The sequence below is a fragment of the Kitasatospora sp. NPDC087271 genome (assembly GCF_044744605.1).
Lineage (GTDB): Bacteria > Actinomycetota > Actinomycetes > Streptomycetales > Streptomycetaceae > Kitasatospora.
Genome location: NZ_JBIUYQ010000002.1, coordinates 411,533 through 437,726, shown reverse-complemented (window position 1 = coordinate 437,726; position 26,194 = coordinate 411,533). Strand labels below are relative to the sequence as shown.

Below are 26,194 nucleotides of genomic sequence, written 5' to 3'. Positions count from 1 at the left end.
GGCATGCTCCTACTGGCCTGGCAGACGGTGCGCGCCCGCAAGGCGGGCTTCGCCGGTGCTTTCACCGCACTGTCGTTCGCCCTCGTCCTGACCGCCGCGTGCGGTGTCCTGCTGGAGTCCGCCCTGCGTGCGGGCACCCCCACCGAACGCTACGCGGCGTCCCCGGTCGTGATCAGCGGCTCGACCCGGATGGCCGACGTCGACCCGCTGATCGGAAAGCTGGCCGCACTGCCCGGCGCCGGGACCGTCGCCCCGGAGGTCTCCTTCCCCGCCGCCGTGATCACCGGATCGGGGCAGGTCCTCTCCGGCCCGCAGGGCGGCGCGTCCCTCGGGCACTCCTGGACCAGCGCCGTCCTCGCCCCCTTCCACCTGGCCTCCGGCCACCCGCCGACCGGCCCCGACGAGGTGGTCCTCGACGAGGCGACGGCCGCACGCGGCGGGCTCCGGCCCGGCGACACCGTGCGGCTGGCCACCACCACCGCCCCCCGTGCCTACACGGTGTCCGGACTGGCCGCATCCCCACGGGAGTTGGCCCGCCAGGCCGCCCTCTTCTTCAGCCCCGACCAGGCGGCCCGGCTCGCGGGCACCACCAAGGGCGCGGACGCGATCGGCATCACGGCACGGGACGGAGCCGATCCGCAGGCGCTGGCCGCGCAGGTCGAACAGGTCCTCGCCACGGCCTTCCCGGCCACCGGGACGGAGCTCTGGTCCGGGCCCGAGGTGAGCACCGGCGACCAGCGGGGCGAGCGGGAGTTCTCGGGCACACCCGGGCCCGGGGACGGCCTGGCCTCGCTCGCCGGGACCGTCGGCGTCCTGTCCCTGTTCATCTCGGTGTTCGTGGTGGCGGGAGCGCTCGCGCTCACCGTCCAGCAACGCCTGCGGGAGATGGCCCTGTTGCGGGCGGTGGGCGCCACGTCGGGACAGGTGCGGCGGATGATCGCGATGGAGACGCTGGTCCTGACCCTCGGCGCCGCGCTGGTCGGATGCCCGGTCGGGGTCGGCGTCGCGTCGCTGCTCCGCGGCGTACTCGTCGACCGTGGTGTGGTCCGCTCCGACGTCCCGCTCCACGTCGGGCCCACCGCACTGCTGACCGTCGTCGGCGGGGTCGTCGTCACCGCGCAACTCGCCGTGTGGGCCTCGGCGCGCCGGGCGTCCCGGGTCGAACCGACCCAGGCCCTGCGCGAGTCCGCCGCGCCCGCGCCGCGGATCGGCTGGGTGCGGGCGGTGCTCGGGGCCGGGACGCTCGCCGTGTGCGCCGTGGTGCTGGCGTCCTCCACGGGCAGCCGGAGCGGGGCGGGCACGGCCGAGAGCATGGTCCTGCTGCTCCTCCTGGGGGTGGCGCTGCTCGGACCGGTGATCGGGCGGGTCGCCAGTGTGGTGATCGGTGGACCAGTGGGCAGGCTCTTCCCCGTGGCGGGGTTCCTCGCGTCCGCGGCCCTGCGCGCCCAGCCCCGCCGCTTCGCCGCCGCCGTCACCCCGCTGGTGCTGGCGGTGGCCTTCACCAGCACGGTGCTGTTCGTCCCCGGCGTCAAGGCCCAGGCCGCCGGGGTCGAGGACGGCCGAAGGCTGCGGGCCGACCACGTGGTCCAGGCCGACGGTGTCGGGCTCCCCCCGGACTTCGTCGCCGCGGCCCGCCGACTGCCCGGCGTCAAAGCGGTCAGCGGGGTCGTACCCGCCATGACCATGGTGTCCAACGCATCGCCCGGCACCGCCGGCTCGCGGGGCGTCAGTGCCCGGGTGGTCGATTCCACCGAGCTGTCCGAGCTGCTCGATCCCGGGGTCACCGCGGGCTCGCTGGACCAACTGCGCGGGGACGGCGTCGCGCTGGGGCAGCGCTCCGCCTCCGGACTCGGCGCGGGCGTCGGCGCCAAGCTCCGGATCGGCTGGACGGACGGCAGCGAGAGCACCGCCACGGTGGTCGCCGTCTACGACCGCGACCTGGGGTTCGCCGACGCCCTCATGCCCACCGAGTTCGCCGCCGCGCACACGCCGAACCCCCTCGCGCCGACGGTCCTGGTCCGCTCCGCCCCCGACGCCGACCCCCAGCAGGTCGGCCGGGAGCTCCAAAGCCTCACCGCCGACTACCCCATGGCCCGTACGAGCGACCGGGCCGCGTACGACGACGCCCGCAGGCACCGGCAGGAGTCGGCCACGGCCGTCGGCCGGCTGCTCCTCGGCATGATCAGCCTCTTCACGGCCATCGCTGTCGTCAACACCCTGGTGATGGCCACGACCGAGCGGTTGCGCGAGTTCGCCCTGCTGCGCCTGGTGGGTACCACCCGCCGTCAGATCCTGCGCATGATGGCCTGGGAGGGGGGCATCACGGTCGGCGTGGCCCTCGCCCTCGGTGCCGCGGTCACCGCCGCCGTCCTGGTGCCCGTCAGTCTCGCGCTCACCGGCTCGGCCTGGCCGTCCGTATCCGCGGCCTGGGCGGCCGCGGTGCTGGGCGGGGCGGCTCTGTTGGGTCTGGGCACCGTACTGCTGACCACCCGGCTGGCGCTGCGCAGGGAGCCGGTCGAGGCCATGGGACTCCGGTAGTAGCGGGCGCCGTGCGGTCGTGGCCGTCGCCGCCGGGCGCCGCGCGGCCACGACCGCACGGTCAGCCGGCCCTGGACGTCGTCCTGCTCTGCGGGGCCGCGATGACCGCCGAGAGGTGGAACCAGCCGGTCTCGCCCTCCTCCGCGGTCAGCCGTCCCCCGACGGCGAGCAACCGCTCCGTGAGGTTGTCGATGCCCTGGCCGCCGCCCGGCTCCGCCGAGACGCCCTCCGCCAGGACGCCGTCGTTGGACACCACCAGGCTCACATCGCCGAGTTCGCCCCTGACAGCCCGGATCTCGCAGCGCCGTGCCACGCTGTGCCGCAGCAGGTTGGTGACGGCCTCCCGCGCCACCGTCGCCAGTACGGCGTCGTGCTCGGGCGGCAGGGCGCCGTAGGCCAGGTCGACCTCCACACTGATGCCGGCCGCCCGCAACGCCGAGGCGGCGAAGCGGGTTTCCCGCGCCAATGACATCTGGAGATCGCCGCTGGAGATCCAACGGGTGTCGGACATCGCCTGCCTCACCATCGCCAGCACCTCGGAGATCTCCGCCCGGGCGCGCCGCGGGTCCTCCAGTACGGTCCGCTCGGCGATCTGGCACTTCAGCGCCGCTACGGAGAGGCTGTAGCCGAGCAGGTCGTGCAGGTCCCGTGAGAAGCGCAGCCTTTCCTGGTCCACGGCGCGCTCCGCCAGCTCGGTGCGGGCCGCCCGCAACTCCGCGGTCATGTCGGCCAGTCGGGCAACGCCGTAGACGACGATTCCGCCCGCGGCCGTGGAGACGCTCGCGTTGAGGCACTGCCCGGCGTTGTCGCCCAGCGCCGCGTAGATCGGGTACTGGCCCGCCACCAGCAGGGTGAAGAGGATCCAGGATCTGGGCGCGGCGACGGTCAGCAGCATCGATCCGGCGAACGACCCGGGGATGCCGACCCACGCTCCGTCGAAGACCAGGAACGGCAGGTAGGTGATCACTCCGTGGGCGAGCAGGCTCCACGGCCACCACGGCCGCCTGTGGCGCCACGGGCCGGCGTGCAGGATCTGGAAGCCGAGCAGAACCAAGAGGACCGTGACGGCGGCGAGTTGGTACGGGAGGCCGTCGCGGTTGCGGATGGTGGCCACGACCGAGGCGGTGAAGAACCCGAGGGTCACCATGATCACGATGGCCTTGGTGAGGCGGGACGGGGGATCCCTCGGGGTGAGCCGTTCGCCCGACGACTCCGAGTAGCGATCGCCGCCCCGTCGGTACGCGCCGTGACCCAATGAGAGCTCCCGAAAAGCGACTTGACCCGCCATGGGCGCACGGGAGGCCCGTCGTTCACCTCAAGGCCCCCCGTACTTCCGACCGTGAGCATAGTTCCCGTCGGAAACCCGCCGTTAACATCCGGCCCCGGCCTGCGAATCCGAGGTCCACCGCCAGTTGCTCCTGCCAACTCGCCCTGGGTTTCGCGATGATCGGCTCTCGACGGACCGGACGGCGGCTCGTACAGGTGGTGCGGCGGTCGAATGCGGGTCCGGGCGGGGGCTTCACTCGATGGGGGGAAGCGTGGCGGCGAGGTCCCCTATGTCCCGATTGTCGGACGTGGGCGGGCGGGGCGCTCGGGTGGGATGGGCGTCCCGATCGACTGGAGCCGCTGAGCATGGGTCTGTTCCGACGCTCCGGGAAGGCGGCTCGGACCGCCCCGGAGCGCACCGAGACCGCTGACACCGCCGCGGTCGCCCCGGCCGGGGCGGTCAACGGCCATCAGGTGCTGGAGACGGTCGTCGCCCTGCCCATCAGCACCTGGCGCTACCTGTGGGAGCCCGAGCAGGTGCGGCACATCGGACCGATGGCCCAGGACTGGCACGCCTCCTTCGACTTCCACCATGAGAACACCCGCGTGATCCCCGTCGTCGACGCCAACGGCATCGCCCTGGTCTGCATCCAGGCCCTGAACCGGCGCATCGACGAACTCACCACCGAGGTCCGGCGCCTGAGCGAACTGCGGGATGCGGGAGATGCGGGGGACGCGGGGGCGCGGGAGAGGCGTGCGGGAGGGGCGTGCGAGAGGAGTGCGGAAGAGGGTGTGGGAACGGTAAGAGGCGGAACTGTCCGTCCACGTCCACCGTCCAAGCAGTGACGGAATCCCGGCCCGGTCTGAACGCCGGGAGGAGCGTGGAGGGGACCAGTGCAGCCAGGTGGTGCCGAACTGAACGTCGGATTCCCGGGTGGAAGCCGAGGCGGGGTGCCGGTCGTGCCGCCCGCCCGGTGGCTCGGCCCGACGTCGGCGGTCGATCAGCTCGAAGCGGCCGAGCGCTGCGAGACACTGCTGCAGGACACCCTGGACGCCGTCCGGCCGGCGCCGGTCTGGCAGGGTGCGGCGCCCAGAGCGGGCGCGCGGCTGCCGTTGCCGGGCCGGGACCCGGACCTGCGCTGGTACGTCACCCGGGGGCGGGACATCCTCACCATCGTCTCGGCGGTCCGGCGGGCGGCACTGGTGGACGCGGTCGAGCGGCACTGGCGGCGGCGAGGCTGGACGATCACTTCGCTGAACGCCGGCCGGAGCCGCCCCGGAGTCGCCGCCGCCACTCTGGACGGTTATCGACTGGCTCTGACATTCGGTGAGTTGGGCGAGGCTGGACTGACCGCGAGCTCGCCCGGCGTGGCCCGCTCGGAGCGGCTGCCGTCACTGCAGGGCGCCGGCGGTCGCGGCCCGGCACCGCTGCCGAACGTGTGCTGCCCGTACTGGAGCGCGATGGGCTAGCCAGGCCCTGTCCGGCTGCGGAAGAACCGGGGAACCGGAAGAACCGGAAGAACCGGAAGAGCCGGGGAACCGGAAGAACCGGAAGGCGCTGGGGGCGGCAGAGGTTCGTGGACGCAGGGGAGGCGCGGAGCGAGTCCCCCCGGACTCGCTCCGCACCGCCTCGTCGCGCGGCTTCGCGCTGCCGCTCCCCCCGACTCCCCGGCAGCCCCGCCGTTCCCCCCTGGCAGCACCCTCCGGCGAGAGCGGTCCGCACAGGCCCCGGCGAGCCCCCACCCCCGGGGACGTCGTTGGTATCACGCTAACAAACCGCGTGGTTGGTTTGTCAATAGCGGGATCCACGAAAAATCCACAAACGTGATGGTCGGTCCGTAAGGTCCCGCTAGGCGCTGGACCAGCGGATTGAGGCCCGGCAGGACGCCCGGGGACCCTTCGGCGGGCGCGCGACGGGCTCCGGTACGGGCGGCGGGCCGTGCGGCGGGCCGCGCTGGAATCCGACATTCCGAGCATCATGGCAGCACGCAGTGACACCGCGCGAGCGCTGAGCGCAGCGGATGCGTCCGGTGGTGCTCTGGCAGGCTGATGCGGAGTGAGTTCACCGGCGGGCCGGGCCGGCCATGCGTGAGGGCCCGTCAGCGCAGCAGTCGGCGCTCCTTGGCCACGGCCACCGCGCCGGACCGGGTGTCCACCCCCAACTTGTCGTAGATCCGGCCGAGATGGGTCTTCACGGTGGCCTCGCTGATGAACAGCGCCCGGGCGATCTCCCGGTTGCCCAGCCCCTGCCCCAGCTGCGCGAGGATGTCCTGCTCGCGCTCGGTGAGCTGCGGTGCGGGCGCCCGCATCTGCGCCATCACCCGGGAGGCGACCGGCGGCGAGAGCACCGTACGGCCCCGTGCGGCGGCGTGCACGGCGGCGAACAACTCCTCCGGCCGCTCGGCCTTCAGCAGGTAGCCGGTGGCGCCCGCGGCGATCGCCCGGGTGATGTCGGCGTCGGTGTCGTAGGTGGTGAGCACGAGCACGTGCGGGCCGCCCGGTTCGGCGGTGATCCGCCGGGTGGCCTCCACCCCGTCGATGCCGTCGCCGAGTTGGAGGTCCATCAGCACCACCTGCGGCGCCAGCCCGGCGGCCAGCGCGACCGCCTCCTCCCCGGTGCTCGCCTCGCCGACCACCTCGATGTCGCCCGCGCTGGCGAGCAGCGCCAGCAGGCCGGCCCGGACCACCGCGTGGTCGTCGCAGACCAGCAGCCGGACGGGGGCGGGTCCGGTTCGTTCGCTCATCGGTGCTCCAGGGGGATCGCGGCGGAGACGACGGTGCCCTCGCCGGGGGTGCTCTCCACGGTCAGCGTGCCACCGAACTGCCGCAGCCGGGCGCGCATCGCGGGCAGCCCGTACCCGCGGCCGCCGGCCGCCCCGACCGCGCCCGGGTCGAAGCCCCGCCCGTCGTCGGCGACGTCCAGGACGGCCTGGTCGCCGAGGTAGGACAGGGTGATCGCCGCGGCCGACGCACCGGCGTGCTCCCGGACGTTGGCCAGCGCGCCCTGGGCGATCCGCAGCAGCGCGGACTGCGCGGCGGCGGGCAGCGGGACGGGCGTGCCGTCCAGGTGGAAGCGGACCGGCAGACCGCTCTCGGCGGCCTCCCGTCCGGCGAGCGCGCGCAGCGCCTGGTCGAGCGGGCGGCCGTCGGCGAGTTCGGCCGGTGCGAGGTCGTGGACGAAGCGGCGGGCCTCGGCCAGGTTGCGGGCCGCCACCTCGGCGGCGGTCCGGACGTGGGTGCGGGCGGTCGTCGGCTCGGTGTCCCAGGTGCGCTCGGCGGCCTGCAACAGCATCTGCTGGCTGGACAGCCCCTGGGCCAGGGTGTCGTGGATCTCCATGGCGAGCCGCTCGCGCTCCGCGTGGGTGCCCTCCCGCCGTTCGGTGGCGGCGAGTTCGCGCCGGGTGCGGACCAGGTCGGTGATCAGGGCGCGCTGCCGGGCGTCCTGCCGGTCCATGAAGAGGAACACGCCGGTGGCGAGCGCGGCCACCGCGAACGGCAGCAGGACGAGCGTGGCGTCCGCCCCGCCGGCCAGCCGGAGCTCGGCGATCACCACCAGCAGCGTCAGGGCCGCCACGAGCGGGATCGCCGCCCGCGCGGGGAGCGTGCGCAGCGCGGTGTAGACCAGCGGGACGGCGCACCAGGCGAAGCTCGGCGCGAGCAGCACCAGCACCACCCAGAGCGCGACCACCAGGGCCAGCGGCCACCGACGCCGACGCGGAACCCGGTCGCCGGGCGCGGCTTCAGCCCCGGGCGCGGGCGCTGGTGGCGGTGGCGGTGGCGGGTGGCGGTGCGCGAGCCAGGAGCCGGCCAGTTGGGCGAGGGCGAGGGCGATGCTGAGCCCGATCACCCAGGGGATCCGGGGGTTGCCGGGATGGTGGGTGAGGTAGCGGCTGAGCGAGGCGGCGAGCAGCAGCAGGAAGGCGGAGTCGAGCAGCACCGCCAGGCGGCCCGCGTCCGGGTCGCCGGCGTCGTGACCGGCGGCGGGGCGGGGCTGCTGCACGGGTGGCTCCTGGCTGGACGGGCGATCGGCACCTGGGCGCCTCGGTGGGCGGTCGGCACCCGGACGGGCACCGGCCGCCTCGACCACGTGCCCGGTGCGCCCGGTGCGCCCGGCGCACCGACCTGCACCGATCCCTCGATGGTGGCCCGGTCGGCCCGGTCCCGCATCAGCCGATCGGTTGACGGGGTTGTCCTCCATCATGCCCGCGCGGTCGCGCCGGAGCGTCGATGTGGCGGGCCCCGCCCCGGCCGGAGGATCGGGGTGGAGCCGGGCGGACCCCTGCCGCCCGGCGGCCCCGATCCCGTTCGCCGATCCGCTGAGGAGCTGGACCATGAAGAAGATCTCCGTGCGCACCCGGGTGCTGACCGGCACCCTCGCCGCCGCCGCGCTCGCCGCCGCCGCGCTCGCCGCCACCGCGGGCGCCGTCTCGGCCAGCGCCGAGACCTCCGGGACCCCGGCCGCGGTGAAGGTCGACACCCAGAACAAGAACCTCGCCCAGAGCACCGGCCTGACCCTCGACGCCGCGACCCGCGCCGCCCAGGCCACCCTGGACGCGGCGGCCAAGGCCGGCCAGCACGTCTCGGTCGCGGTCGTCGACCGGGACGGTGTCACCCGGGTGCTGCTCAAGGGCGACGGTGCCGGCCCGCAGTCTCCGGAGTCGGCGCAGCGCAAGGCGTTCACGGCGGTCTCCTGGAACGCACCGACCTCGGAGCTGACCAAGCGACTGGCCCAGGCCCCGACGCTCAAGGACATCCCGGGCACGCTGTTCCTGGCCGGCGGCGCCCCGGTGCAGTCCAAGGGCGCCCCGGTCGCGGCGATCGGTGTCGCGGGCGCGCCGAGCGGCGACCTGGACGAGCAGTTCGCGCAGGCGGGTGTCGCCGCACTGGCGAAGTGACCCCCTGGCCGGTTGCCCGTCCCCTGATGCGCGGGGCGGGCCGACCGGCCAGGATGGGCGGTATGCCGACGATGACCGATGACCAGTGGCGGGCGTTCCTCTCCGAGGGCACTCGCACCGCCAAGCTCGCCACCACCCGGGCCGACGGCCGCCCGCACGTCGCGCCGGTCTGGTTCCTGCTGGACGGCGACGAGCTCGTCTTCAACACCGGTGCGGGCACCGTCAAGGGCCGCACCCTGGCCCGCGACGGCCGGGTGATGATCTGCGTGGACGACGATCGGCCGCCCTTCGCGTACGTCCTCGTGCAGGGCACCGCCCGGCTGAGCGAGGACCTGGCCGAGGTGCGCGCCTGGGCCACCCGGATCGCCGCCCGGTACATGGGGGAGGACGTCGCGGAGCAGTACGGGGCCCGGAACGGCGTGCCGGGGGAACTGCTCGTTCGGGTGAAGATCGAGAAGGTCTCCGCAGAACACGGGGTGGCCCTCTGAAAAGCCGGTGCCGCTGTCAGTGGTGCATGGCAGGCTTCCCGGTATGACGGCGTGGACCCTCAACGACATCGAACGTGCGATCCGCTCCTCCTGGGGTGTCGACACCTGTGCGCCCGAGGATCTGGCCCACTGGCGTCCCGACAATCCCGCCCGCGGCCAGTGCGGGGTGACGGCGATGGTGGTGCACGACCTGCTCGGCGGCGAGCTGATGATGGGCGAGGTGCACGTCGGCGGGGTCCGGACGGATCTGCACTGGTGGAACCGCTTCGCCACCGGCATCGAGATCGACCTCACCCGCGAGCAGTTCGGACCGGACGAACTGGTCGGCCCCGGCCGTCCGGTCGCCCGCCCGGCCCGCCCCGGCCGGCTCCAGGCCCAGTACGAGCTGCTGAGCCGCCGGGTGGTCACCGAACTGGAGCGCGGCCGCGTCCGGTTGCCGGAGCGCGCCTGCGCGTGAGTCCGTCCAGTACGCAGGAGGCCACCGTCTCCTGACGTACAGTCATCCGCAGGTGCGGTGACAGTGACGGTGACGGTGACGGGAGTGCGTGATGGCCGGGGCGACGATCGGCTTCGTGGGGCTGGGTGCGATGGGGCGGGGCATGGCCGGCAGCCTGCTGCGGGCCGGCCACGCCGTCCGGGTCTGGAACCGCTCGCCCGAGCCGGTGGCCGCCCTGGTGGCCGAGGGCGCCGAGGCGGCGGGCACGCTCGCCGAGGTGTACGCCGCCGACACCGTGATCTCCATGCTCGCCAACGACGAGGCGGTCGAACGGCTGCTGCTCGACCCCGTCCTGCTCGCGGGCGCCGCGACGACCCTGCACGTCAACATGGCCAGCATCTCCGTCGGACTCGCCGAGCGCGCCGAGGCACTGCACGCCGAGCACGGCATCGGCTACCTGGCCGCCCCGGTCCTCGGCCGTCCGCCGGTCGCGGCGGCCGGCCGGTTGAACATCCTGACCGCCGGCGCGCCGGAGCTGCTGGCCCGCGCGGAGCCGCTGTTCGCCGCGATGGGGGAGCGCACCTGGCACTTCGGTGCGAGCCCGCGACAGGCCAACACCGCCAAGATCAGCACCAACTTCCTGCTGGCCTGCGCGATCGAGTCGATGGCCGAGGCGTGCAGCCTGGCCGAGGCCCACGGCGTCCGGCCGACCGACCTGGTCGAGATGTTCGCCGGCACGCTGTTCCCGGGGCCGGTCTACTCCGGCTACGGCGCGATGGTGGCCGAACGCCGCTACGAGCCGGCCGGGTTCAGGCTGCCGCTGGGCCTCAAGGACGTCGGCCTGGCCCTGGAGGCCGGGGCCGCGCGGAACGTCCCGCTCCCGTTCGGCGGCATCCTGCGGGACGCCTTCCTGGACGCGCTGGCCCACGGTGACGCGGACAAGGACTGGGCGGCCGTCGCGGCCGTCGCCCGGCGCCGGGCCGGCCTGCCCGCCTGAGCGAACTCCCGGGCGAACTCCCGGGCGCCGGACGTGGAACAACCGGGGCGCGGGGGGTGCTCGCACTTCCATCCGCACCACCGACCGGGGGAGTTCCGATGGCTGACCAGCCGACGGGCGCCGAGGCGCCGCGCACCTTTCTGTTCCTCAACGCCAGTGCGCGGGCCGGCGGCAACTCCGAGCAACTCGCCCGGCTGGCCGCCGAGGCGGGCCTGCCGGCCGGGTCGGAGCAGCGCTGGCTGCGGCTGAGCGAGCACCCGCTGCCGCCCTTCGAGGACCTGCGGCACGTCGAAGGCGGCCGCTACCCCGAGCCGGTCGGTCACGAACGGACCTTGCTGGACGCCACGTTGGCGGCCACCGACCTGGTCTTCGTCGCACCGCTGTACTGGTACTCGCTGCCGACCAGCGCGAAGCTCTACCTCGACCACTGGTCGTCCTGGCTCCGGCAGCCAGGGGCGGACTTCCGCGCCCGGATGCGCGGCGGCACCATCTGGGGCGTCACCGCCCTCGCCACCGAGGACGACAAGGCCGAACCGCTGATCGGCACGCTCCGGCTGACGGCCGAGTACATGGGGATGCGCTGGGGCGGCGCGCTGCTCGGCAACGGCACCCGCCCCGGGGACGTGCTGCGCGACGAGCGGGCGCTGATCGCGGCCAAGTCCTTCTTCGCGGGCTGAGCCCGCGCACCCGTTCCGGCGGGCGCTCACGCGGACGTTGACGCGGGCGTTCGCACGGATGTGCACGCGGGCGCTCACGCGGACGTTGACGTGGGCGCTCGCGTGGACGTCCGCAGGGCGTTCGCACCGGCGCGCGCAAGGCGTTCGCGCCGACCCTCACAGGACATTCACCCGGGCATTCGCCGGACGTTCACACGACCGATCGCTTCACGCCACGCGAGGTGGTGCGATACGGTCCCCCAGGCGTGTACCCGTCACTCTCCGATCATCTTTCTGTAAAGCGCAAAAGCCTTACCAAGGGACGGAATTGGGCGATTCGGGCACTCCCGTCCCGTGAGCGGTCCCCAGCGTGACACCCGCCTTCCGGAGTGGCCGGATCCTTCGGTAATCTCCGTCGGACTTTCAAGCTTCGCGAGGGGTCAGAGGCGTCCACGGCCGCCCGCCCCGCCGCGCCCCGGGCCTCGCCCGGACTCTTCCGTGAGGTCTCCCTTGTCCATACGTCGCAGTCTTGCCCTTGCCGGTGTCGCCGCGCTCGCGTCCTCGCTCGTGCTGTCCGGCGCCCAGGGCGCCATGGCCGTCGGCACCACCGGTTCCCCGTCCGCCGCCGCCCAGGCGGCCGGCAAGGCCTCCCACCGGAGCCTCGACCTCTCGGTGAACGGCGTGCCCGGCACCTTCATCGCCGGCGGCGACGCCCGCGACTTCACCTTCAAGATCGACAACTCGACGAAGCACGACTTCCTCTTCCTCCCGCTGCTCAAGTTCAAGAACAAGGCGGGCTCGCTCAAGGCGAAGGACCTCAAGGTCCAGTACCAGCTGCCCGGCGGCCAGTGGCAGACCGGTTCGGTCGCCGCCGACGGCGGTGAGGACAAGGACAAGTCCGTCCTCACCCTGCTCGGTGCCCTCGGCCAGGACGGCAACCCCACCGACGACGACCTGCTCGTCGTGAACCGCGGCAAGAGCTTCTCGATCAAGGTCCGGGTCTCCTTCACCTCGGAGGCGCCGCTCGGCCGGGCCGGCGTCGTCCCGGTGGTGTTCTCCGCCGAGCTCGACGACGAGACCCACGCGCCGGTCGACGGGGGCCACCTCAGCTGTGACGGCGTCCGCGGCGCGGGCTTCGTGATCAAGGCGGGCGGCGGCGGCAAGCCGAGCCCGACCATCAGCCCGAGCCACACCGGCAAGCCCAGCCCGACCGCGAGCACCTCGCCGACGGCCTCCCACTCGCCGACCGCCTCCACCTCGCCGACGGCCTCCCACTCGGCGACCGCGAGCACGTCGCCGACCGCCTCCACCTCCGCCACGGCCACCCCCTCCGCCACGGCCACCCCCTCCACCTCGGCCACCCCGAGCGCCGAGCCGACCACGCCGTCGCCGTCGGTCCCGCCGACCACCCCGACCACCCCGACCACGGGCGAGCCGTCCGGCTCCGCCTCCGCGTCGACCTCCGCCCCGGCCCCGGCCGACGGCAACGGCGACACCGCCGGCCCGATCGACTTCCCGGTGGCCGTCCCGACCCTCACTCCGCCGCCGCTCACCCCGGCCGCCGTCACCAAGGCCAAGGCCGCCGCCGACAACGGGGACAAGGCCCTGGCCCAGACCGGTGGCGGTGACGACACCACCGCCATCGCCGTGGCCGGCGGCGCCGTGCTGCTCGCCGGTGTCGGCACCCTCGTGGTGCTGCGCCGCCGCAAGTCGGCCCAGCAGGGCTGACCGCGGCCGCAAGGCACGCTCCAGCCGTTACACCGAGGCGGTACCCGTCTGACAACCGCCCGAGCCGCCCGGCCGTCCGTTCGACGGACCTCCGGGCGGCGCGGGCGGGACACCTCCGTCACATAGGATGTCCGGCCGGAGGGGGGCGGAACCGGCGGGGAGAGGGACAGGTGCGGGGATCACGCACGGCACGGACGGCCACCGACTACGAGTCGGCGACCGGGCGGATCGCGGGGCTGCCGCTGCGCAGACACCACGTTCTGCTGGTGGCCTGGACGGTGCTCTGGTTCTTCCTGGTCGAGCCCAGCGGCGGCTTCTCCTGGCACTACCTGCGCCAGGGTGAGCAGCTGCTCTTCAGCGACCACCCGGACGGCGGGCTGGCGCTCTACGCCCACCACCCGGAGCTGCAGATCGGCCCGGTCAGCCTGGCCGTGGCCCGGCTCACGGCCCCGTTCTCGGCCCACACCGGCCAGCTGATCGCCGAGGCGGCGATGTCCGGGCTCGGCCTGGTGATGCTGGTCCTGATCGGTCGTACCGCCGCCCTGTACTACCTGGGCACCGGCACCAACCACCGCCGGCTCCAGCAGCGTCTGCTGATCGCCGGACTGGCGTTCATCCCGATGTGGGTCGAGGTCTCGGTCCGCTTCGCGCACCTGGACGACGTCCTGGCGCTGTTCTTCACCACCCTCGCCGCGCACGCCCTGGCCCGCGGCAAACCCACCATGGTCGGTGTCTACCTGGCGCTGGCGGTGGACTCCAAGCCCTGGGCGATCGCCTTCGCCCCGCTGATCCTGGCGCTGCCCAGGCCCGCCTGGCTACGCAGCGCGATCTGGTTCGTCGGACTGGTGGCGATCGCCTGGCTGCCGTTCTACCTGGGCAATCTGGACACCCTGGCCGCCGCCAAGTTCACCATCCCCAACCAGCCGGCCTCCGCACTGCGCTGGTTCGGGGTGACCGACCCGGCCACCCCCTGGTGGGACCGTCCGACCCAGTTCGCCCTCGGACTCGGCCTCGGCACCATCGCGGTCTGGCGCGGCCGCTGGCCGGCCGTGGTGCTGCTCGGCGCGGACGCCCGGATCCTGCTCGATCCGAGCGTCTACACCTACTACACGGCCTCGATCCTGCTCGGCACCCTGCTCTGGGACGCGGTCGGGCAGAAGCGGCTCGTCCCGTGGTGGAGCTGGATAGCGCTGGCCGCGCTGTACGGCGGGACGCTGTTCATCCCGTCCGACGCGGCCCGCGGCTTCGTCCGGCTGGCCTTCGTGGTGGTCTCCGCCGCGTACGTGCTGTTCTGGCCCACCCAGCAGACGCGCCGCCCGCGGTCCCCGGCGGACGGCGAGGGGCGGCGCCGTTCCTCCCGGCGGCGCGAGCGCGTCCTGACCGGCACCGGAGCCTGACCGGCACCGGAGCCTGACCGGCACCGGCACCGGCCCCGGAGCCCGAGCCTGACCGGGGCCCTCTCTCCCGAGGACGGCTTGACCCTCACGCGGCGTGAGAGCGGAGGCTGGTGGTCAGCACGAAGGGAGAACCCGGATGAGCAGCGAGGGCTACTCGGTCGGAGCCGTGGCCAAGATCGCCAAGGTGACCGTCCGCACCCTGCACCACTACGACGAGATCGGCCTGTTGTCCCCCGCGGGCCGCACCCGGACCGGCTACCGCCGCTACCAGGACGCCGACCTCGACCGGTTGCAGCAGATCCTCTTCTACCGCGAACTCGGGTTCCCCCTGGAAGGGATCGCGGCGATCCTGGACGACGACTCGGTCAGTCCGAGCGAGCACCTCCGTCGGCAGCACCGACTGCTGACCGACCGGATCAGGCACCTCCAGGACCTCGCCACAGCCGTCGAACACGCCATGGAGGCACGAAGAATGGGCATTCAGCTGAGCCCGGAGGAGAAGTTCGAGATCTTCGGCGAGGGCTACCAGGAGGAGTGGGAGCAGGAGGCCGAACAGCGCTGGGGCGACACCGCGGCCTGGGCCGAGTCGCAGCGCCGCACCGGCGGCTACGACAAGGCCGACTGGCAGCGGATCCAGGCGGAGATGGCCGACCTCAACACCCGCCTGGTCGAGGCGCTCACCGCCGGCGAACCCGCCGACGGCGCCGCCGCCACGGAACTCGCCGAGGCGCACCGGCAGCACATCTGCCAGAACTTCTACGACTGCACGTTCACCATCCACCGCGGCCTGGCCGGGCTGTACGTCTCGGACCCGAGGTGGACCACCACCTACGAGAACCTCGCCCCGGGCCTGGCGCAGTGGCTGCACGACGCCATCCTCGCCAACGCGGACCGGCACGAGAAGGCATAGTCGCCGCCGGATGCCGGATGCCGGATGCCGGGCCACGTGGCCGCGGGCTACGCGACCCCGCGCCCGAAGGAGCGCCGGTAGGCGGTCGGGGAGGTGCGCATCACCCGGCCGAAGTGGTGGCGGAAGGTCGCGGCGCTCTCGAAGCCGACCGCCGCCGCGATCTCCTCCACCGTCCCCTCCGGTGACTCCAGCAACGGCAGGCTGGCCGCGATGCGCTGGGTGACGACCCAGCGCATCGGGCTGGTGCCGTTGCGGGCCGTGAAGTGCCGCAGGTACGAGCGGTCCGACATCCGGGCGGCGCGGGCCAGCAGCGAGATGGTCAGCGGGGACGCCAGGTGGCCCATCGCCCACTGCATGCTGCGGGCGACCCCGTCGTCCTCCTCCTCGACCGGGCGGACGGCGGCCTCGATGAACTGGGCCTGCCCGCCGTCCCGGTGCGGCGCCACCACGAACCGGCGGGCCACGCTGTTGGCCACCTTGGCGCCGTGGTCGCGGCGGACCAGGTGCAGGCAGAGGTCGATCCCGGCGGCGCTGCCCGCGCTGGTGAGCACGTTCCCGTTGTCGACGTACAGCACGTCCGGGTTGACCCGCACGTCCGGGTGGCGCTGCTGGAGCAGGTCGGCGTACCGCCAGTGGGTGGTCGCCTCCCGCCCGTCGAGCAGTCCGGCGGCGGCCAGCGCGAAGGCGCCCGAGCAGATCGAGACGATCCGGGCGCCGCGCTCGTGCGCCGTCCGCAGCGCGGCGACCAGCCCGGGGGAGACCGCGCCGCCGAACGCGTTCGGCACCCCGGGGACCACCACCGTGTCGGCCGAGGCCAGTTCGTCCAGCCCGTGCCGGGCGGTCAGCGCGAACCCGCCCACCGCGTCCAGCGCCGTCCCGGGCCGGTCGGCGCACACCTTCAGCCCGTACCAGGGCGCTGCCAGCAGGCCGCCCAGTTCGGGCCGGGCCAGTCCGAACACCTCCACCACCACGCCGAGTTCGAACGGCGCCATGCCCGCGAAGGCGTACACCGCGACGTGGTGCACCGGTTCCGGGCGGGGGCCGATGACGACGGGCACCGGGCCCGGCCCGGTGCCGACCGGGCCCTCGACGTGCTGCTCGGTCATGCGGACCCCCTGCTGCCGGGTGGCGGGATGGCGGTGAGTGTAGCCGTTCCGGCCGGCCGGGAATCTTCCTCGGATCCACCTGCAACCTCCACCCCGGCCACACGTCCATTGGTACGGGGCGGAGAGAGTCGGGCCGAGGGCGGCTGTCAGGATCTCCCCGGTCACGATCTTGATCAGGAGTCCTGACGGTCCGGCGAGAGCCGCCACCGTCCCGGGGGAAAGCGGAAACGCGCATGTCCATGGCCATCGGGCCGATCGCCGGGCCGACGAGGGGGCGCGGTTTCTCCGTTCGCGGAGTGGTCGCCGTGCTGTTCGGCGCGCAGGAGGCCGGCGAGGTGCCCGCCGGCCCGGGCGACGAGCAGGCGGCGCAGCGCCGCTCCGGCTTCCGGCTGCTGCGCGGCGGGCGCAAGCCCACGGAGGACCGGCCCACCCTGACCGACCTGTACCACGTCCACCGGCTGGGCCTGGTGCGGATGGCCGTCCTCCTGGTCGACCACCAGGACCTGGCCGAGGACGTCGTCCAGGAGGCCTTCACCCAGCTCTACCAGCGGTACGGCGAGCACCTGGACGACCTCGACAACGCGCTCGGCTACCTGCGCACCGCGGTGGTCAACGGCGCCCGGTCGGTGCTGCGCCGCCGGAAGACCGCCCGCGAGTACGTCCCGCCGCACGAGCCCGACGCCGCCTCCGCGGAGGACCACGCGGTGCTCAACGACGAGCACCGGCGGGTGCTCGCGGCCATGCAGGAGCTGACCGCCCGCCAGCGCGAGGTGCTGGTGCTGCGTTACTGGTCCGACCTGTCGGAGGCGCGGATCGCCGAGACCCTGGGGCTGTCCCGGGGCGCCGTGAAGTCCACCGCCAGCCGGGCCCTGGACGCCTTGGAAAAGCATCTGGAGAAGGTTCGATGACCGACAAGCTCCCCGGCCGCGAGAGCGGAGGCCGAGACGGTGACGGGCCGGCCGAGACGGCGACCGAACGGCTGCTGCGCGAGGCGATGAACGCCCGCGCCTCGCTGATCACCGCGCACGACCTGCGCCCGGCGCAACCGCCGCGCGGCCGGGTGTGGCGATTGCGCCCGGTCTACCTGACCGCCGTGCCGGTCTTCGCGCTGGCCGCCTCCCTGGCGATCGGCCTGCTCACCTTCCACGGCGACCCGCTGGCCAGGAAGGACGTCCCCCCACCGGCCGCCACCATGACGACCTCGCCGAGCCCGACCCCCGAGCCGACCGCCGCCCCGACCCCCACGGCCACCTCGCCGGACACCGGCAGCCCCGCCGCCGACCCGGAGACCGGGGCCCCCCTCTCCGACCCGACGTCGGCCGGCACCCGGACGACGGCGCCGCCCACCGCCCCCGCCACCACCCCGGCCAGCACCGCGCCGGCCGGGACGACCTACCCCTTCCGGGGCGTCAAGTTCAAGATCCCGCCAGGTTGGCGGGCCGTCAATCCGGATCCTTCCGCCAACACCCTCTGCATCCTGAGCCCGAGCGCTCCGCAGGACGCGACGGCCGGGGACTGCCTGCCGCACGGCGTGCTTCTGACGGTCACGGACCAGGAGTCGCAGCTCTGGCCGAGGCTGCCCGACCTGGATTCCGAGAGCGGCTGGTCCACGCAGCCCTGGTGCCCGGCGTGGTCCTACTCCCCCACGCTCACCAGGAACGGACAGATCGACAGTGTCGGCCCGACCAGGAGCACACCCACCGTGGCAGGCCGTGCCGCACGCAAGTCGCAGTGGCAGATCAACTGCGGCGGCGACGCCTTCACGGCCCAGATGTGGGCCCTGCCGAAGGACTTCGTGTCCGTCTCGGCGATCGGCCTCAAGGCCGACTACCAGCCCGGACTGATGACGATCGTCAACACCCTCGACCTGAGCGGCCGCCAGGCGCCGCCGGTGAAGTACCACGAGAACGACATCGATATCACCGTGGGCGGCTTCACGGGCGTTCAGGAGCTGAAGGCGGGAAGTCCGGCCGTCACCTTCTCGGTGACCTACAAGAACAACAGTCCGACGAATTTCGCCCAGGTGGAGCCCTTGGTCTACACCGAGTGGCCCGTGGACACGCCGGTGGATGTGGTGTCGCTGAACGCGGGCAAGCTCGAGCGTCTCGACGGTGCCACCTGGAAGGAAAAGCCGCTCACGCGAGGAAGCGCGATGGACTACGCGACGGCGGATCCCGAGTCGCTCTTCCCCCTGGCTCCAGGGCAGAGCCGAACGGTCAAGTACCGGATGACGATCGATGCCGGACACGGCCTCGGGCCACTGTGGGTGATGACGCGGGCCGTCCTTCCCTACACGGGAGGAACCCTCACGGGTCTCGGCAACGAGGTTGTCTCGCTCAAGATCACCAAGTGACACGGGGGCCCGGCCTCCCCGCCACGGGGAGGCCGGGCCCCCGGAGGGTGGCTCAGGCCAGCGAGGCCATCCAGGCCTCGACCTCGTCGGCGCGGCGCGGCAGGCCGGCCGAGAGGTTCTCGTTGCCGTCGGCGGTGACCAGGATGTCGTCCTCGATCCGGACGCCGATGCCGCGGTACTCCTGCGGCACGGTCAGGTCGTCCTGCTGGAAGTACAGGCCGGGCTCGACGGTGAGGACCATGCCGGGCACCAGCAGCGCGTCGGCGTGCTCCTCGCGGCGCGAGTGGGCGCAGTCGTGGACGTCGAGGCCGAGCATGTGGCCGGTGCCGTGCAGGGTCCAGCGGCGCTGGAGGCCCAGCTCCAGGACCTTCTCGACGTCGTAGGCCGAGGCGTCCAGCAGGCCCCAGGCGAGCAGGCGCTCGGCGAGCACGCGCTGCGAGGCGTCGTGGAAGTCGCGGAAGCGGGCGCCGGGCTTCACCGCGGCGATGCCGGCCTCCTGGGCGTCGTACACGGCGTCGTAGATCTTGCGCTGGAGGTCGTTGAAGCGGCCGTCGATCGGCAGGGTGCGGGTGACGTCGGCGGTGTAGAGGGTGTGGGTCTCGACGCCGGCGTCCAGCAGCAGCAGCTCGCCGGGGCGGACGTCGCCGTCGTTGCGGACCCAGTGCAGCGTGGTGGCGTGCGGGCCGGCGGCGGCGATGGTGCCGTAGCCGACGTCGTTGCCCTCGACCCGGGCGCGGCGCCAGAAGGTGCCCTCGATCCAGCGCTCGGAGGTGGCGACGGCCTGGCCGAGCTCGCGGACCACGTCGGTGAAGCCGTTGACGGTGGCGTCGCAGGCGGCGCGCAGCTCGCCGACCTCCCACTCGTCCTTGACCAGCCGCAGGCCGCTCAGGAACTCCTTGAACTCGGCGTCCCGGTCGGCGTCCAGCACGTCGGCCAGGGTGTCCTCCAGGCCGGCGTCGTAGCCGCGGACGATCCGGGTGGGCACCGCGGAGTCCTTGGTGCGCCCGGCCAGTTCCTCGGCGGCCTTGCGCACGTCGCGCGCCGGCAGGCCGAGCAGCTGCTCCTGCTCGCCCAGGCTGTTCCGGCGGCCTACCCACAGCTCGCCGTAGCCGTCCAGCCAGAACTCGCCGTTCTCGCGGTCGGAGCGGGGCAGCAGGTAGAGGGCGAACTCGTGGCCGGCGTCGCCGGTGGGCTCGGCGACGAGCACGGCGTCCTCGGTCTGGTCGCCGGTGAGGTGCACGTACTCGCTGGCGGCGCGGAAGCTGTAGTCGGTGTCGTTGGAGCGCACCCGCAGGTTGCCGGCCGGGACGACCAGCCGCTCGCCGGGGTAGGCGGCGGAGAGCCGGGCGCGGCGCTCGGCCGCGTACGGGGCCTGGGCGACCGGGACGAGGCCGTGCAGCTCGGTGTCGGCCCAGCCGGTCTTCATCGAGGCGGCCAGCTCGTCGGAGACCTCGCCGTACAGGCCGTTCTTGCGGCCCTTGAACTGCTGCGGCTCGTCGCCGCCGTCGGCTTCGGGGTTCTCGGCCACTGCGGGCGTGCGGTCCTCGGTCACGTGTAACGCCTCCTTGGGGTGGTACCGCCGCCCCTCGGGGGAGTGTCGGATCGCGACACGCGCGGGCGGCCGTGCGTCCATGGTACGGACGCCCGGCCGCTCGCCCGTTCGGGGTCGGGACGACTGTTCGGGGCGGCTATTCGAAGCGGGCCGCGAGCAGCAGCAGGTCGTCGGTGGCCGGTCCGGGTCCGGGGTCGGGGCAGACGGCCAGCAGGTGGGCGCAGAGCCGGTCCGGGTCGATCCGCACGTCGCGCGGGGCGTCGGCGGCGGCCCGGCGCAGGTTGGCCTGGCCGGCGTGCAGGGTCGGGCCGCAGCGGCGGGCCAGCCCCTCGGTGTAGAGCAGCAGGGTGTCGCCGCGGTCGGCGGTGAGCTCGACGCCGGGGGCCTCCCAGCAGGCCAGCATGCCGAGCGGGGCGGAGAGCGAGGTCTCCACGAACTCGGCGCCGTGCCGGCCGACCAGGACGGGCGGGCAGTGGCCGGCGCCGGCCAGGGTGATCCGGCGCTCCTCGGGTTCCACCCAGGCGTAGACGGCGGTGGCGGTGCGGGCCGGCTCGGTGGTCTTGAGCAGGAGTTCCAGGTCGCCGAGGACGGAGACCGGGTCCTCGCCCTCCAGGACGGCGTAGGCGCGCAGCGCGGCCCGGATCCTGCCCATCGCGGCGGCCGCGCCGGGGGCGGAGCCGGGGCCCGCGCCGGGGCCGTCGCCGGAGACGGAGCCGACGGTGAGGCCGACGGTGCCGTCCGGCAGCGGGATGGCGTCGTACCAGTCGCTGCCGCAGGAGCGGTCCAGGCCGGCCGGGAGGATCCGGGCGGCCAGCCGCAGGCCGGCGGGCTGGGGGAGCCGGTCGGGCAGCAGGCCGCGGCGCAGCGCCTCGGTGGTGCGCCGGACCTTGTCCGCCTCCAGCTGTTTGGCGAGCAGCGGGGCGGCGATCGCGGCGTAGCGGTGGGCGAGCTCGCGCTGGCGCTCGGTGGGTTCGGCGGGCTCGTCGTAGAACCAGAGGGCGGCGGCGAGCGGGCCGTCCTCCTCGGTGGCGAGCGGCAGGCCGTAGCAGCCGCCGAGGCCGAGCTGGGTGGCGAGTTCGCGCAGCCGGGCGCCGGTGGCCGGGTCCTCGGCGAGGTCGGGGGAGTGCAGCCGTTCGGGCCGGTCCTGTTCGCGCAGCAGTCTGGCGAGCAGGCTCTGCTCGGGCGGGACGGTCTCCAGCGCGCCGAGGCTGGCGCGGTCGAGGCCGAGGCCGACGGGCTGGCCGGGCCTGCCGCCGGGCATCCGGGTGACCAGGACGCCGCGTCGGGCGCCGAGCAGGGCGGCGCCGGAGGCGAGGACGGTGTCCAGGGTGGCGGCGAGGCCGCGGGCGCGGGCGAGCTGTTCGGTGTGCCGGTGCAGGCTGGCGAAATCGGACAGTCGTCCGGCCAAACGGTCCTGCACTCCGGCGGCCGGTGCCGTGCGGACGTCCGCCGCGCCGTCCTGCGCGTCGGCGGGGCCGGGGAAGCCCGGTGGGTCGAGGACGGTCAGCCCGCCGGCGCTGCCGGGCTCGCCCGGCTCGGAGGGTGTCGACGACGACGGGTGGGACTCGGTCATGCCGCCACTCCTGACGTGCTACGTGCCATGCGGAACCCCCAGGTACGGCCGGTGTGGAGCGATGACGGCCAAAGGGCGCGTTTCGCCTCGATTCGCTACTACTCGTCATTGATCGACAGCAATGCCACCACTTCTACACAGGCCATTTGGGGCATGTCCAGATCCAGGACGACGCGGTGGCCTGTTCCACATCCGCGAGACCCGGTCGGGGGGCGCGTACGGCCTGGGCGCGCGCCGGTCCGGTCGGGAGGCATGGAGGGGACCGGGAGCGGGCAGAACGGAGGGGACGGACCCGGCGGCCGTCCGGATCGTATGCCCGCGCCGCCCGGGACCCGGGCTGGCCGGAAGTCTCTCACTCGTACGGTGGAACCAAGCGCGCCCGGGCGGCGTCCATCCGGTCGCATACGGGATTCTCGTTCCAGGGGCTGTTTCAGTGCGCGGCCCTTCTCATGTCGTGCTCCACACCGTGATCCACGTCGTCGCCGCGCCGCCCGCCATGCCGCCCGCCCCCCTTCGCGCCGCCGGGGCCGTGCCACCGCGGGTCCGCGTGACGAGTCCCGGCGGTGCCGACGGGCCGGAGCGAACCGAGCGGTCAGGGAAAGGAACGAGCGCCATGCGTGAGAACCCGAAAGATCCGTGTCCGCCCGCCACTCCCCACCACCCCGTCCAGGACGACGTCGCACGTCAGCGCCCTGCCCGGCTCGCCGCGGCCCTGACGGCCGCCGTCGACCACCGCTGGCCCGTGGTGCCCGGGGCCGTCCTGCGCGGCGGTCAGTGCTCCTGCGGCGACCAGGACTGCGTCGTGCCGGGCGCGCACCCGCACGACCCGTCGCTGTTGGCCGCCACCACGGACGCCCGGATGGTGCGCTGGTGGTGGGAGCGGCAGAGCCCGGACGCTCCGGTGCTGGCCGCCACCGGTTCGGTGGTCTCGGCGGTCAGCCTGCCGGCGGCGGCCGGCGCCCGGGCGCTGGTCTACCTGGGCGCGCTGCGGCTGCCGCTCGGTCCGGTGCTGGCGATGCCGGGCCGGTACGCGCTGCTGGTGGCCCCGTACTCGCTGGACGCGCTCGGCGAGATGCTCTCTCAACTCCCTTGGGTGCCAGGCTCGTTGCGCTATCACGGGGTGGACGGCTTCCTGCCGCTGCCGCCCGGTGGAGCGGCCGGTCGGGTGCGCTGGGTGCTGGCCCCGCGCCCGGACGCCGACGGCGGCGTGTGGCTGCCGCAGGTCGGGCCGCTGCTGGGCGAGTTGGTGGAGGCGACGGTCCGGCTGGACAGCGGTCGCTCGGCGTACTGATCCGCCGGTCCGTTCCCGGGCCGCTCGTCGGGGCCCCGCGGAAAACAAAAGATCCGGCCGCTGGCGACGGGGGATGCACCAGCGGCCGGACTCTTTAGACAGTAACAAGGATCCGCGCCCGCGCCAATTTCCAAGACGCCCTGCCAGCCCGGAAATTGCGGCTTCATGGCGACAATGTGACGCGTATCACCCGGATCCCGGGCGCTTTAGTTCAAGGTGACCTGACGGTTCACCAGGTTCGCGCGGGCACGCCGCTCCTCGGCGGTCAACGGGGTCTCGTCGGTGAGCACCGAGGCCAGCCGCTCGGCGAACTCGGCGGCCGGCTTCTCGCAGTCGGCGGCGGTCATGGCGAGCGGGAGGTCCCAGACCGGGACGGTCAGGCCGTGCGCGCGGAACGAGCCGACCAGGCGGGTGTCCGGGCCGAGCGAGGACTGGTCGGCGGCGCTGAGCCGGGCCAGCGCGTCCAGCAGCCGCTCCTCGGGCACGGTCATCACCCAGCGCAGGTGGTTCTTGTCGGGGGTGCCGCACCAGTAGGCGGCGTCGGCGCTCGCCAGCTTCTCGGTCGGGATGGCCGAGGCGTTGGCGCGCTCCAGGGAGGCGGCGACCTCGCCGGTCGCGGTCTCGGCGTCCTCCAGCCAGAACTCGAAGCCGGTGTGCACGGCGGGCGTGAACGCGGCGGTGACGTCCAGCAGGTCCTGGAGCCGGCGTCCGCCCGCCTCGGTCCGGCGGGACGGCACCGGGTTGCCCGGCTCGGTGGCCAGCGCCAGCTCCAGGGCGTCCGCGAGGTCGCGGCTGAGGTCGCCGGAGGAGGACTGGGTCTGCAGGCCGAGCAGGATGGAGCCGTCCTGGCGGCGCAGGGCCGGCCAGGCCAGCGGCAGCACGGTGGCCAGGGTCACCGACGGGACCTCGCCGGTGGCGCCCTCGGCCACCCCGGCGGCCAGCGTCAGCGGCACCGTGGCGGCGGGCACCAGCTCGCGCAGCGCGACCCAGTCGGCCTCGCCCGACAGGCCCTCGAACGGGCGGTGCACCAGCTCCTGCACCGCGTGCGAGGCCTCCCGGCCGTGACAGGCCTTGTACCGGCGGCCCGAACCGCAGGGGCAGTTCTCGCGGGCCCCCACCACGGGGACCTCGCCCGCGACGGCGGTGGTGGACTGACGCTGCGGCGCCTTCTTGGCGGCCTTCTTGCCCATGGTGCGGCTCTCCCGGGAACGGTGGTCCTTTGCTCCGGGCAGCCTACTGACGTTCCCCCGGCGCGCGGGCACACGCCGGGCGGACGGGTGGGGAGCGCGCGTCGGTTCAGGCGCTGCGGGCGTCACCACCGGTGCGCCGGGCGTGCCGGGCCCGGGCGGGCAGCGCCGCCCAGACCGTCACCTCGCCGGGCGCGTCGCGCACGCCCCAGTCGCTGGCCAGCTGGTCGACGATGTTCAGGCCGCGACCGCCGCGCGAGGTCAGCGAGGGGCCGGCGGGCAGCGGCCGGGTGGTCGCGCCGCCGTCGGTGACCTCCAGGGTGAGCACGCCGTCGGCGTGCAGCTGCCAGCGGACCAGCACGCCGCCGTCCGTTCCGCTCCCGTGCTCCTCGCGCTCCCGGCCGCCCGTGGCGGAATGCGCCCCGGAGGGGACGCCGACCAGCAGTTGGTCCACCACCTCGGCCCGGGCGCCGCGCCCCAGGGCCCGCAGCGGGCCGAGCGGACGGGCGTACCGACAGGCGTTGCTCAGCAGTTCGGAAAGGATCAGTACGGCATCATCAACGACCGGCTCCGGTATCTCCCGGTCGCCGAGATCTCGACGCAGTCGGCGCCGTGCGACCCCGACACTCGCCGGGCCGTGCGGCACTGCCATGGTCGATGAAGCCGGCACTTCACGCGCCACCATCAACGCCACCCCCGGACCTCCTTCAGCGTATGCCGAGGGAGAGATGCCCCTTGGTAATGCGTCGGAAACGACCGCCGGACGATCCCGCGAGGACATTTCAAGTGATTGCGACCGAGGGTGGACCCGAGGTCATTCCGTGCTCACCGTGCGTCGCCCCGGCGCATGAATTCCGGCAATAACGGGCCCGGAAGGTTTGACTGCCGACCAGAACGATCAGGTTGTGTCCGGGCTTTGCGGGTGGATTCGCGGGCGGCCCGCCGTCCGACGCCGGATCACCGGCCGATCTGCGCCAGGACCTCGGCGGGCCGGTTGGTGATGATCGCGGACACCCCGAGCTCCAGGCACAGTTCCACGTCGGCCGGTTCGTCCACGGTCCACACGTGCACCTCGTGCCCCAGCTCGCGCAGCCGCGTCACCAGCTGAGGGCGGGCCCGCACCAGGTCGATGCCCGGTCCGGCGATCCGAGCCCCGCCCGGCAGCGGGGAGCCCGGGCGCAGCCGGCCGAGCAGCGGCAGGGTCCGTTCGAACAGGAACACCCGCCGGTACTCCGGCGCCGAGGCCGCCACCCGGTTCAGCCCCACCGAGGAGAAGCTCATGATCCGGGCCGAGGGGCGCTCGCCCTCCCGGCTCGCGCCGATCTTGAAGCGTTCGAGCGTCCGCAGCAGTTCGGCCTCCACCCGGCCGCGGTAGCGCACCGGGTGCTTGGTCTCGATCGCCAGGTCCACCGGGCGGCCGCAGTCCACCACCAGCTCCAGCAGCCGCTCCAGCCGCAGCACGCCGCGCAGCTCGGGGTCGGTGCTGGGGCGGCCGGTCTTCCAGCCGCCGAAGTCGTACGCCTCCAGCTCGGCCAGCGTCATCGCCGAGACGGTGCCCTGGCCGTTGGAGACCCGGCCGATCCGGCGGTCGTGCACGCAGACCAGCTCGCCGTCGGCGGTCAGCCGGACGTCGCACTCGACCGCGTCCGCGCCCTCGTCGAGCGCGCGCCGGTACGCCGCCAGGGTGTGCTCGGGCAGGGCGTGCGAGGAACCGCGGTGGGCGATCACCTGGACGGGCGGCGTGGTGCGCGCCGCCGTCGAGGACGGGTCTGTGCTGGTCACGGGCCCCACGATAGGCGGCGGAAGTGACGCGCAGGCGAA

General features: G+C 73.8%; 23 protein-coding genes. 14 read left to right on the top strand and 9 right to left on the bottom strand.

Annotated elements, in window-relative coordinates:
• Positions 1–3 precede the first annotated feature (3 nt).
• Complete coding sequence (locus ACIO9K_RS05085; protein WP_400327172.1) at positions 4–2,538, top strand: ABC transporter permease; 2,535 nt, start codon at positions 4–6, stop codon at positions 2,536–2,538.
• 61 nt (positions 2,539–2,599) lie between these two features.
• On the opposite strand, the gene ACIO9K_RS05080 is transcribed toward ACIO9K_RS05085, so the two are convergent.
• Positions 2,600–3,685, bottom strand: a complete 1,086-nt coding sequence (locus ACIO9K_RS05080) for a sensor histidine kinase (protein ID WP_400327506.1) — start codon at positions 3,683–3,685, stop codon at positions 2,600–2,602.
• A 485-nt stretch (positions 3,686–4,170) separates the two neighbouring features.
• Between ACIO9K_RS05080 and ACIO9K_RS05075 the strand changes: the two genes are divergently transcribed.
• Both ACIO9K_RS05075 and ACIO9K_RS05070 read left to right on the top strand, forming a co-directional pair.
• Complete coding sequence (locus ACIO9K_RS05075) at positions 4,171–4,650, top strand: tail fiber domain-containing protein (protein ID WP_400327170.1); 480 nt, start codon at positions 4,171–4,173, stop codon at positions 4,648–4,650.
• A gap of 114 nt (positions 4,651–4,764) precedes the next feature.
• On the top strand, positions 4,765–5,274 hold the full coding sequence (locus tag ACIO9K_RS05070) for a hypothetical protein (protein ID WP_363619467.1): 510 nt from the start codon (positions 4,765–4,767) through the stop codon (positions 5,272–5,274).
• A gap of 629 nt (positions 5,275–5,903) precedes the next feature.
• On the opposite strand, the gene ACIO9K_RS05065 is transcribed toward ACIO9K_RS05070, so the two are convergent.
• Together ACIO9K_RS05065 and ACIO9K_RS05060 are read right to left on the bottom strand one after the other, a co-directional pair.
• Positions 5,904–6,548, bottom strand: coding sequence for a response regulator (locus tag ACIO9K_RS05065; RefSeq protein ID WP_400327168.1), 645 nt, complete (start codon positions 6,546–6,548; stop codon positions 5,904–5,906).
• Positions 6,545–8,002: a sensor histidine kinase gene (locus ACIO9K_RS05060; protein ID WP_400327504.1), complete on the bottom strand. Its 1,458-nt coding sequence runs from the start codon at positions 8,000–8,002 to the stop codon at positions 6,545–6,547. The genes ACIO9K_RS05065 and ACIO9K_RS05060 overlap by 4 nt, the downstream gene beginning before the upstream one ends.
• 133 nt (positions 8,003–8,135) lie before the next feature.
• Between ACIO9K_RS05060 and ACIO9K_RS05055 the strand changes: the two genes are divergently transcribed.
• The 8 genes from ACIO9K_RS05055 (at position 8,136) to ACIO9K_RS05020 (ending at position 15,311) form a co-directional block, all read left to right on the top strand.
• The gene (locus tag ACIO9K_RS05055) at positions 8,136–8,699 is read left to right on the top strand and encodes a heme-binding protein (protein WP_400327166.1); all 564 of its coding nucleotides are present in this window, start codon (positions 8,136–8,138) and stop codon (positions 8,697–8,699) included.
• A 71-nt stretch (positions 8,700–8,770) separates the two neighbouring features.
• On the top strand, positions 8,771–9,187 hold the full coding sequence (locus tag ACIO9K_RS05050; protein ID WP_107453052.1) for a PPOX class F420-dependent oxidoreductase: 417 nt from the start codon (positions 8,771–8,773) through the stop codon (positions 9,185–9,187).
• A gap of 43 nt (positions 9,188–9,230) precedes the next feature.
• On the top strand, positions 9,231–9,644 hold the full coding sequence (locus tag ACIO9K_RS05045) for a hypothetical protein (RefSeq protein ID WP_363579795.1): 414 nt from the start codon (positions 9,231–9,233) through the stop codon (positions 9,642–9,644).
• A 91-nt stretch (positions 9,645–9,735) separates the two neighbouring features.
• Positions 9,736–10,620, top strand: a complete 885-nt coding sequence (locus tag ACIO9K_RS05040; RefSeq protein ID WP_400327163.1) for an NAD(P)-dependent oxidoreductase — start codon at positions 9,736–9,738, stop codon at positions 10,618–10,620.
• 98 nt (positions 10,621–10,718) lie between these two features.
• Positions 10,719–11,297 (top strand): NAD(P)H-dependent oxidoreductase, encoded by a 579-nt coding sequence (locus ACIO9K_RS05035; protein WP_363619472.1) that lies wholly within the window; start codon positions 10,719–10,721, stop codon positions 11,295–11,297.
• Positions 11,298–11,786: 489 nt separating this feature from the next.
• Positions 11,787–13,004, top strand: a complete 1,218-nt coding sequence (locus tag ACIO9K_RS05030) for an LPXTG cell wall anchor domain-containing protein (RefSeq protein ID WP_400327161.1) — start codon at positions 11,787–11,789, stop codon at positions 13,002–13,004.
• 170 nt (positions 13,005–13,174) lie between these two features.
• Positions 13,175–14,401: a hypothetical protein gene (locus ACIO9K_RS05025; protein WP_400327159.1), complete on the top strand. Its 1,227-nt coding sequence runs from the start codon at positions 13,175–13,177 to the stop codon at positions 14,399–14,401.
• Between the two features lie 136 nt (positions 14,402–14,537).
• Positions 14,538–15,311, top strand: coding sequence for a MerR family transcriptional regulator (locus tag ACIO9K_RS05020; RefSeq protein WP_400327157.1), 774 nt, complete (start codon positions 14,538–14,540; stop codon positions 15,309–15,311).
• A 47-nt stretch (positions 15,312–15,358) separates the two neighbouring features.
• On the opposite strand, the gene ACIO9K_RS05015 is transcribed toward ACIO9K_RS05020, so the two are convergent.
• A complete protein-coding gene (locus ACIO9K_RS05015; RefSeq protein ID WP_363627860.1) occupies positions 15,359–16,417 on the bottom strand; it encodes a helix-turn-helix domain-containing protein in 1,059 nt (352 codons plus the stop codon).
• A 233-nt stretch (positions 16,418–16,650) separates the two neighbouring features.
• Here ACIO9K_RS05015 and ACIO9K_RS05010 point away from each other — a divergent pair, with 233 nt between their 5' ends.
• Entirely contained in the window at positions 16,651–17,325 is a 675-nt protein-coding gene (locus ACIO9K_RS05010) for a SigE family RNA polymerase sigma factor (RefSeq protein WP_363619476.1), read from the top strand.
• On the top strand, positions 17,322–18,770 hold the full coding sequence (locus tag ACIO9K_RS05005) for a hypothetical protein (protein ID WP_400327154.1): 1,449 nt from the start codon (positions 17,322–17,324) through the stop codon (positions 18,768–18,770). Before ACIO9K_RS05010 ends, ACIO9K_RS05005 begins: the two co-directional genes overlap by 4 nt.
• 52 nt (positions 18,771–18,822) lie before the next feature.
• Here the strand turns inward: ACIO9K_RS05005 and ACIO9K_RS05000 are convergent, their stop codons facing one another.
• Entirely contained in the window at positions 18,823–20,322 is a 1,500-nt protein-coding gene (locus tag ACIO9K_RS05000) for an aminopeptidase P family protein (RefSeq protein WP_363579787.1), read from the bottom strand.
• 136 nt (positions 20,323–20,458) lie between these two features.
• Positions 20,459–21,895: a PP2C family protein-serine/threonine phosphatase gene (locus ACIO9K_RS04995; protein ID WP_363619478.1), complete on the bottom strand. Its 1,437-nt coding sequence runs from the start codon at positions 21,893–21,895 to the stop codon at positions 20,459–20,461.
• A 613-nt stretch (positions 21,896–22,508) separates the two neighbouring features.
• On the opposite strand from ACIO9K_RS04995, the gene ACIO9K_RS04990 reads away from it, so the two are divergent.
• Positions 22,509–23,186, top strand: coding sequence for a bifunctional DNA primase/polymerase (locus ACIO9K_RS04990; protein WP_363619479.1), 678 nt, complete (start codon positions 22,509–22,511; stop codon positions 23,184–23,186).
• 206 nt (positions 23,187–23,392) lie between these two features.
• Here the strand turns inward: ACIO9K_RS04990 and ACIO9K_RS04985 are convergent, their stop codons facing one another.
• The 3 genes from ACIO9K_RS04985 to ACIO9K_RS04975 all read right to left on the bottom strand — a co-directional run bounded on the left by ACIO9K_RS04985 (position 23,393) and on the right by ACIO9K_RS04975 (position 26,155).
• Positions 23,393–24,376: a DUF5926 family protein gene (locus tag ACIO9K_RS04985; protein ID WP_400327151.1), complete on the bottom strand. Its 984-nt coding sequence runs from the start codon at positions 24,374–24,376 to the stop codon at positions 23,393–23,395.
• Between the two features lie 106 nt (positions 24,377–24,482).
• Positions 24,483–25,025, bottom strand: a complete 543-nt coding sequence (locus tag ACIO9K_RS04980) for an ATP-binding protein (protein ID WP_363579783.1) — start codon at positions 25,023–25,025, stop codon at positions 24,483–24,485.
• A 305-nt stretch (positions 25,026–25,330) separates the two neighbouring features.
• Entirely contained in the window at positions 25,331–26,155 is an 825-nt protein-coding gene (locus ACIO9K_RS04975) for a glycerophosphodiester phosphodiesterase family protein (RefSeq protein ID WP_400327149.1), read from the bottom strand.
• Between the last annotated feature and the right edge of the window lie 39 nt (positions 26,156–26,194).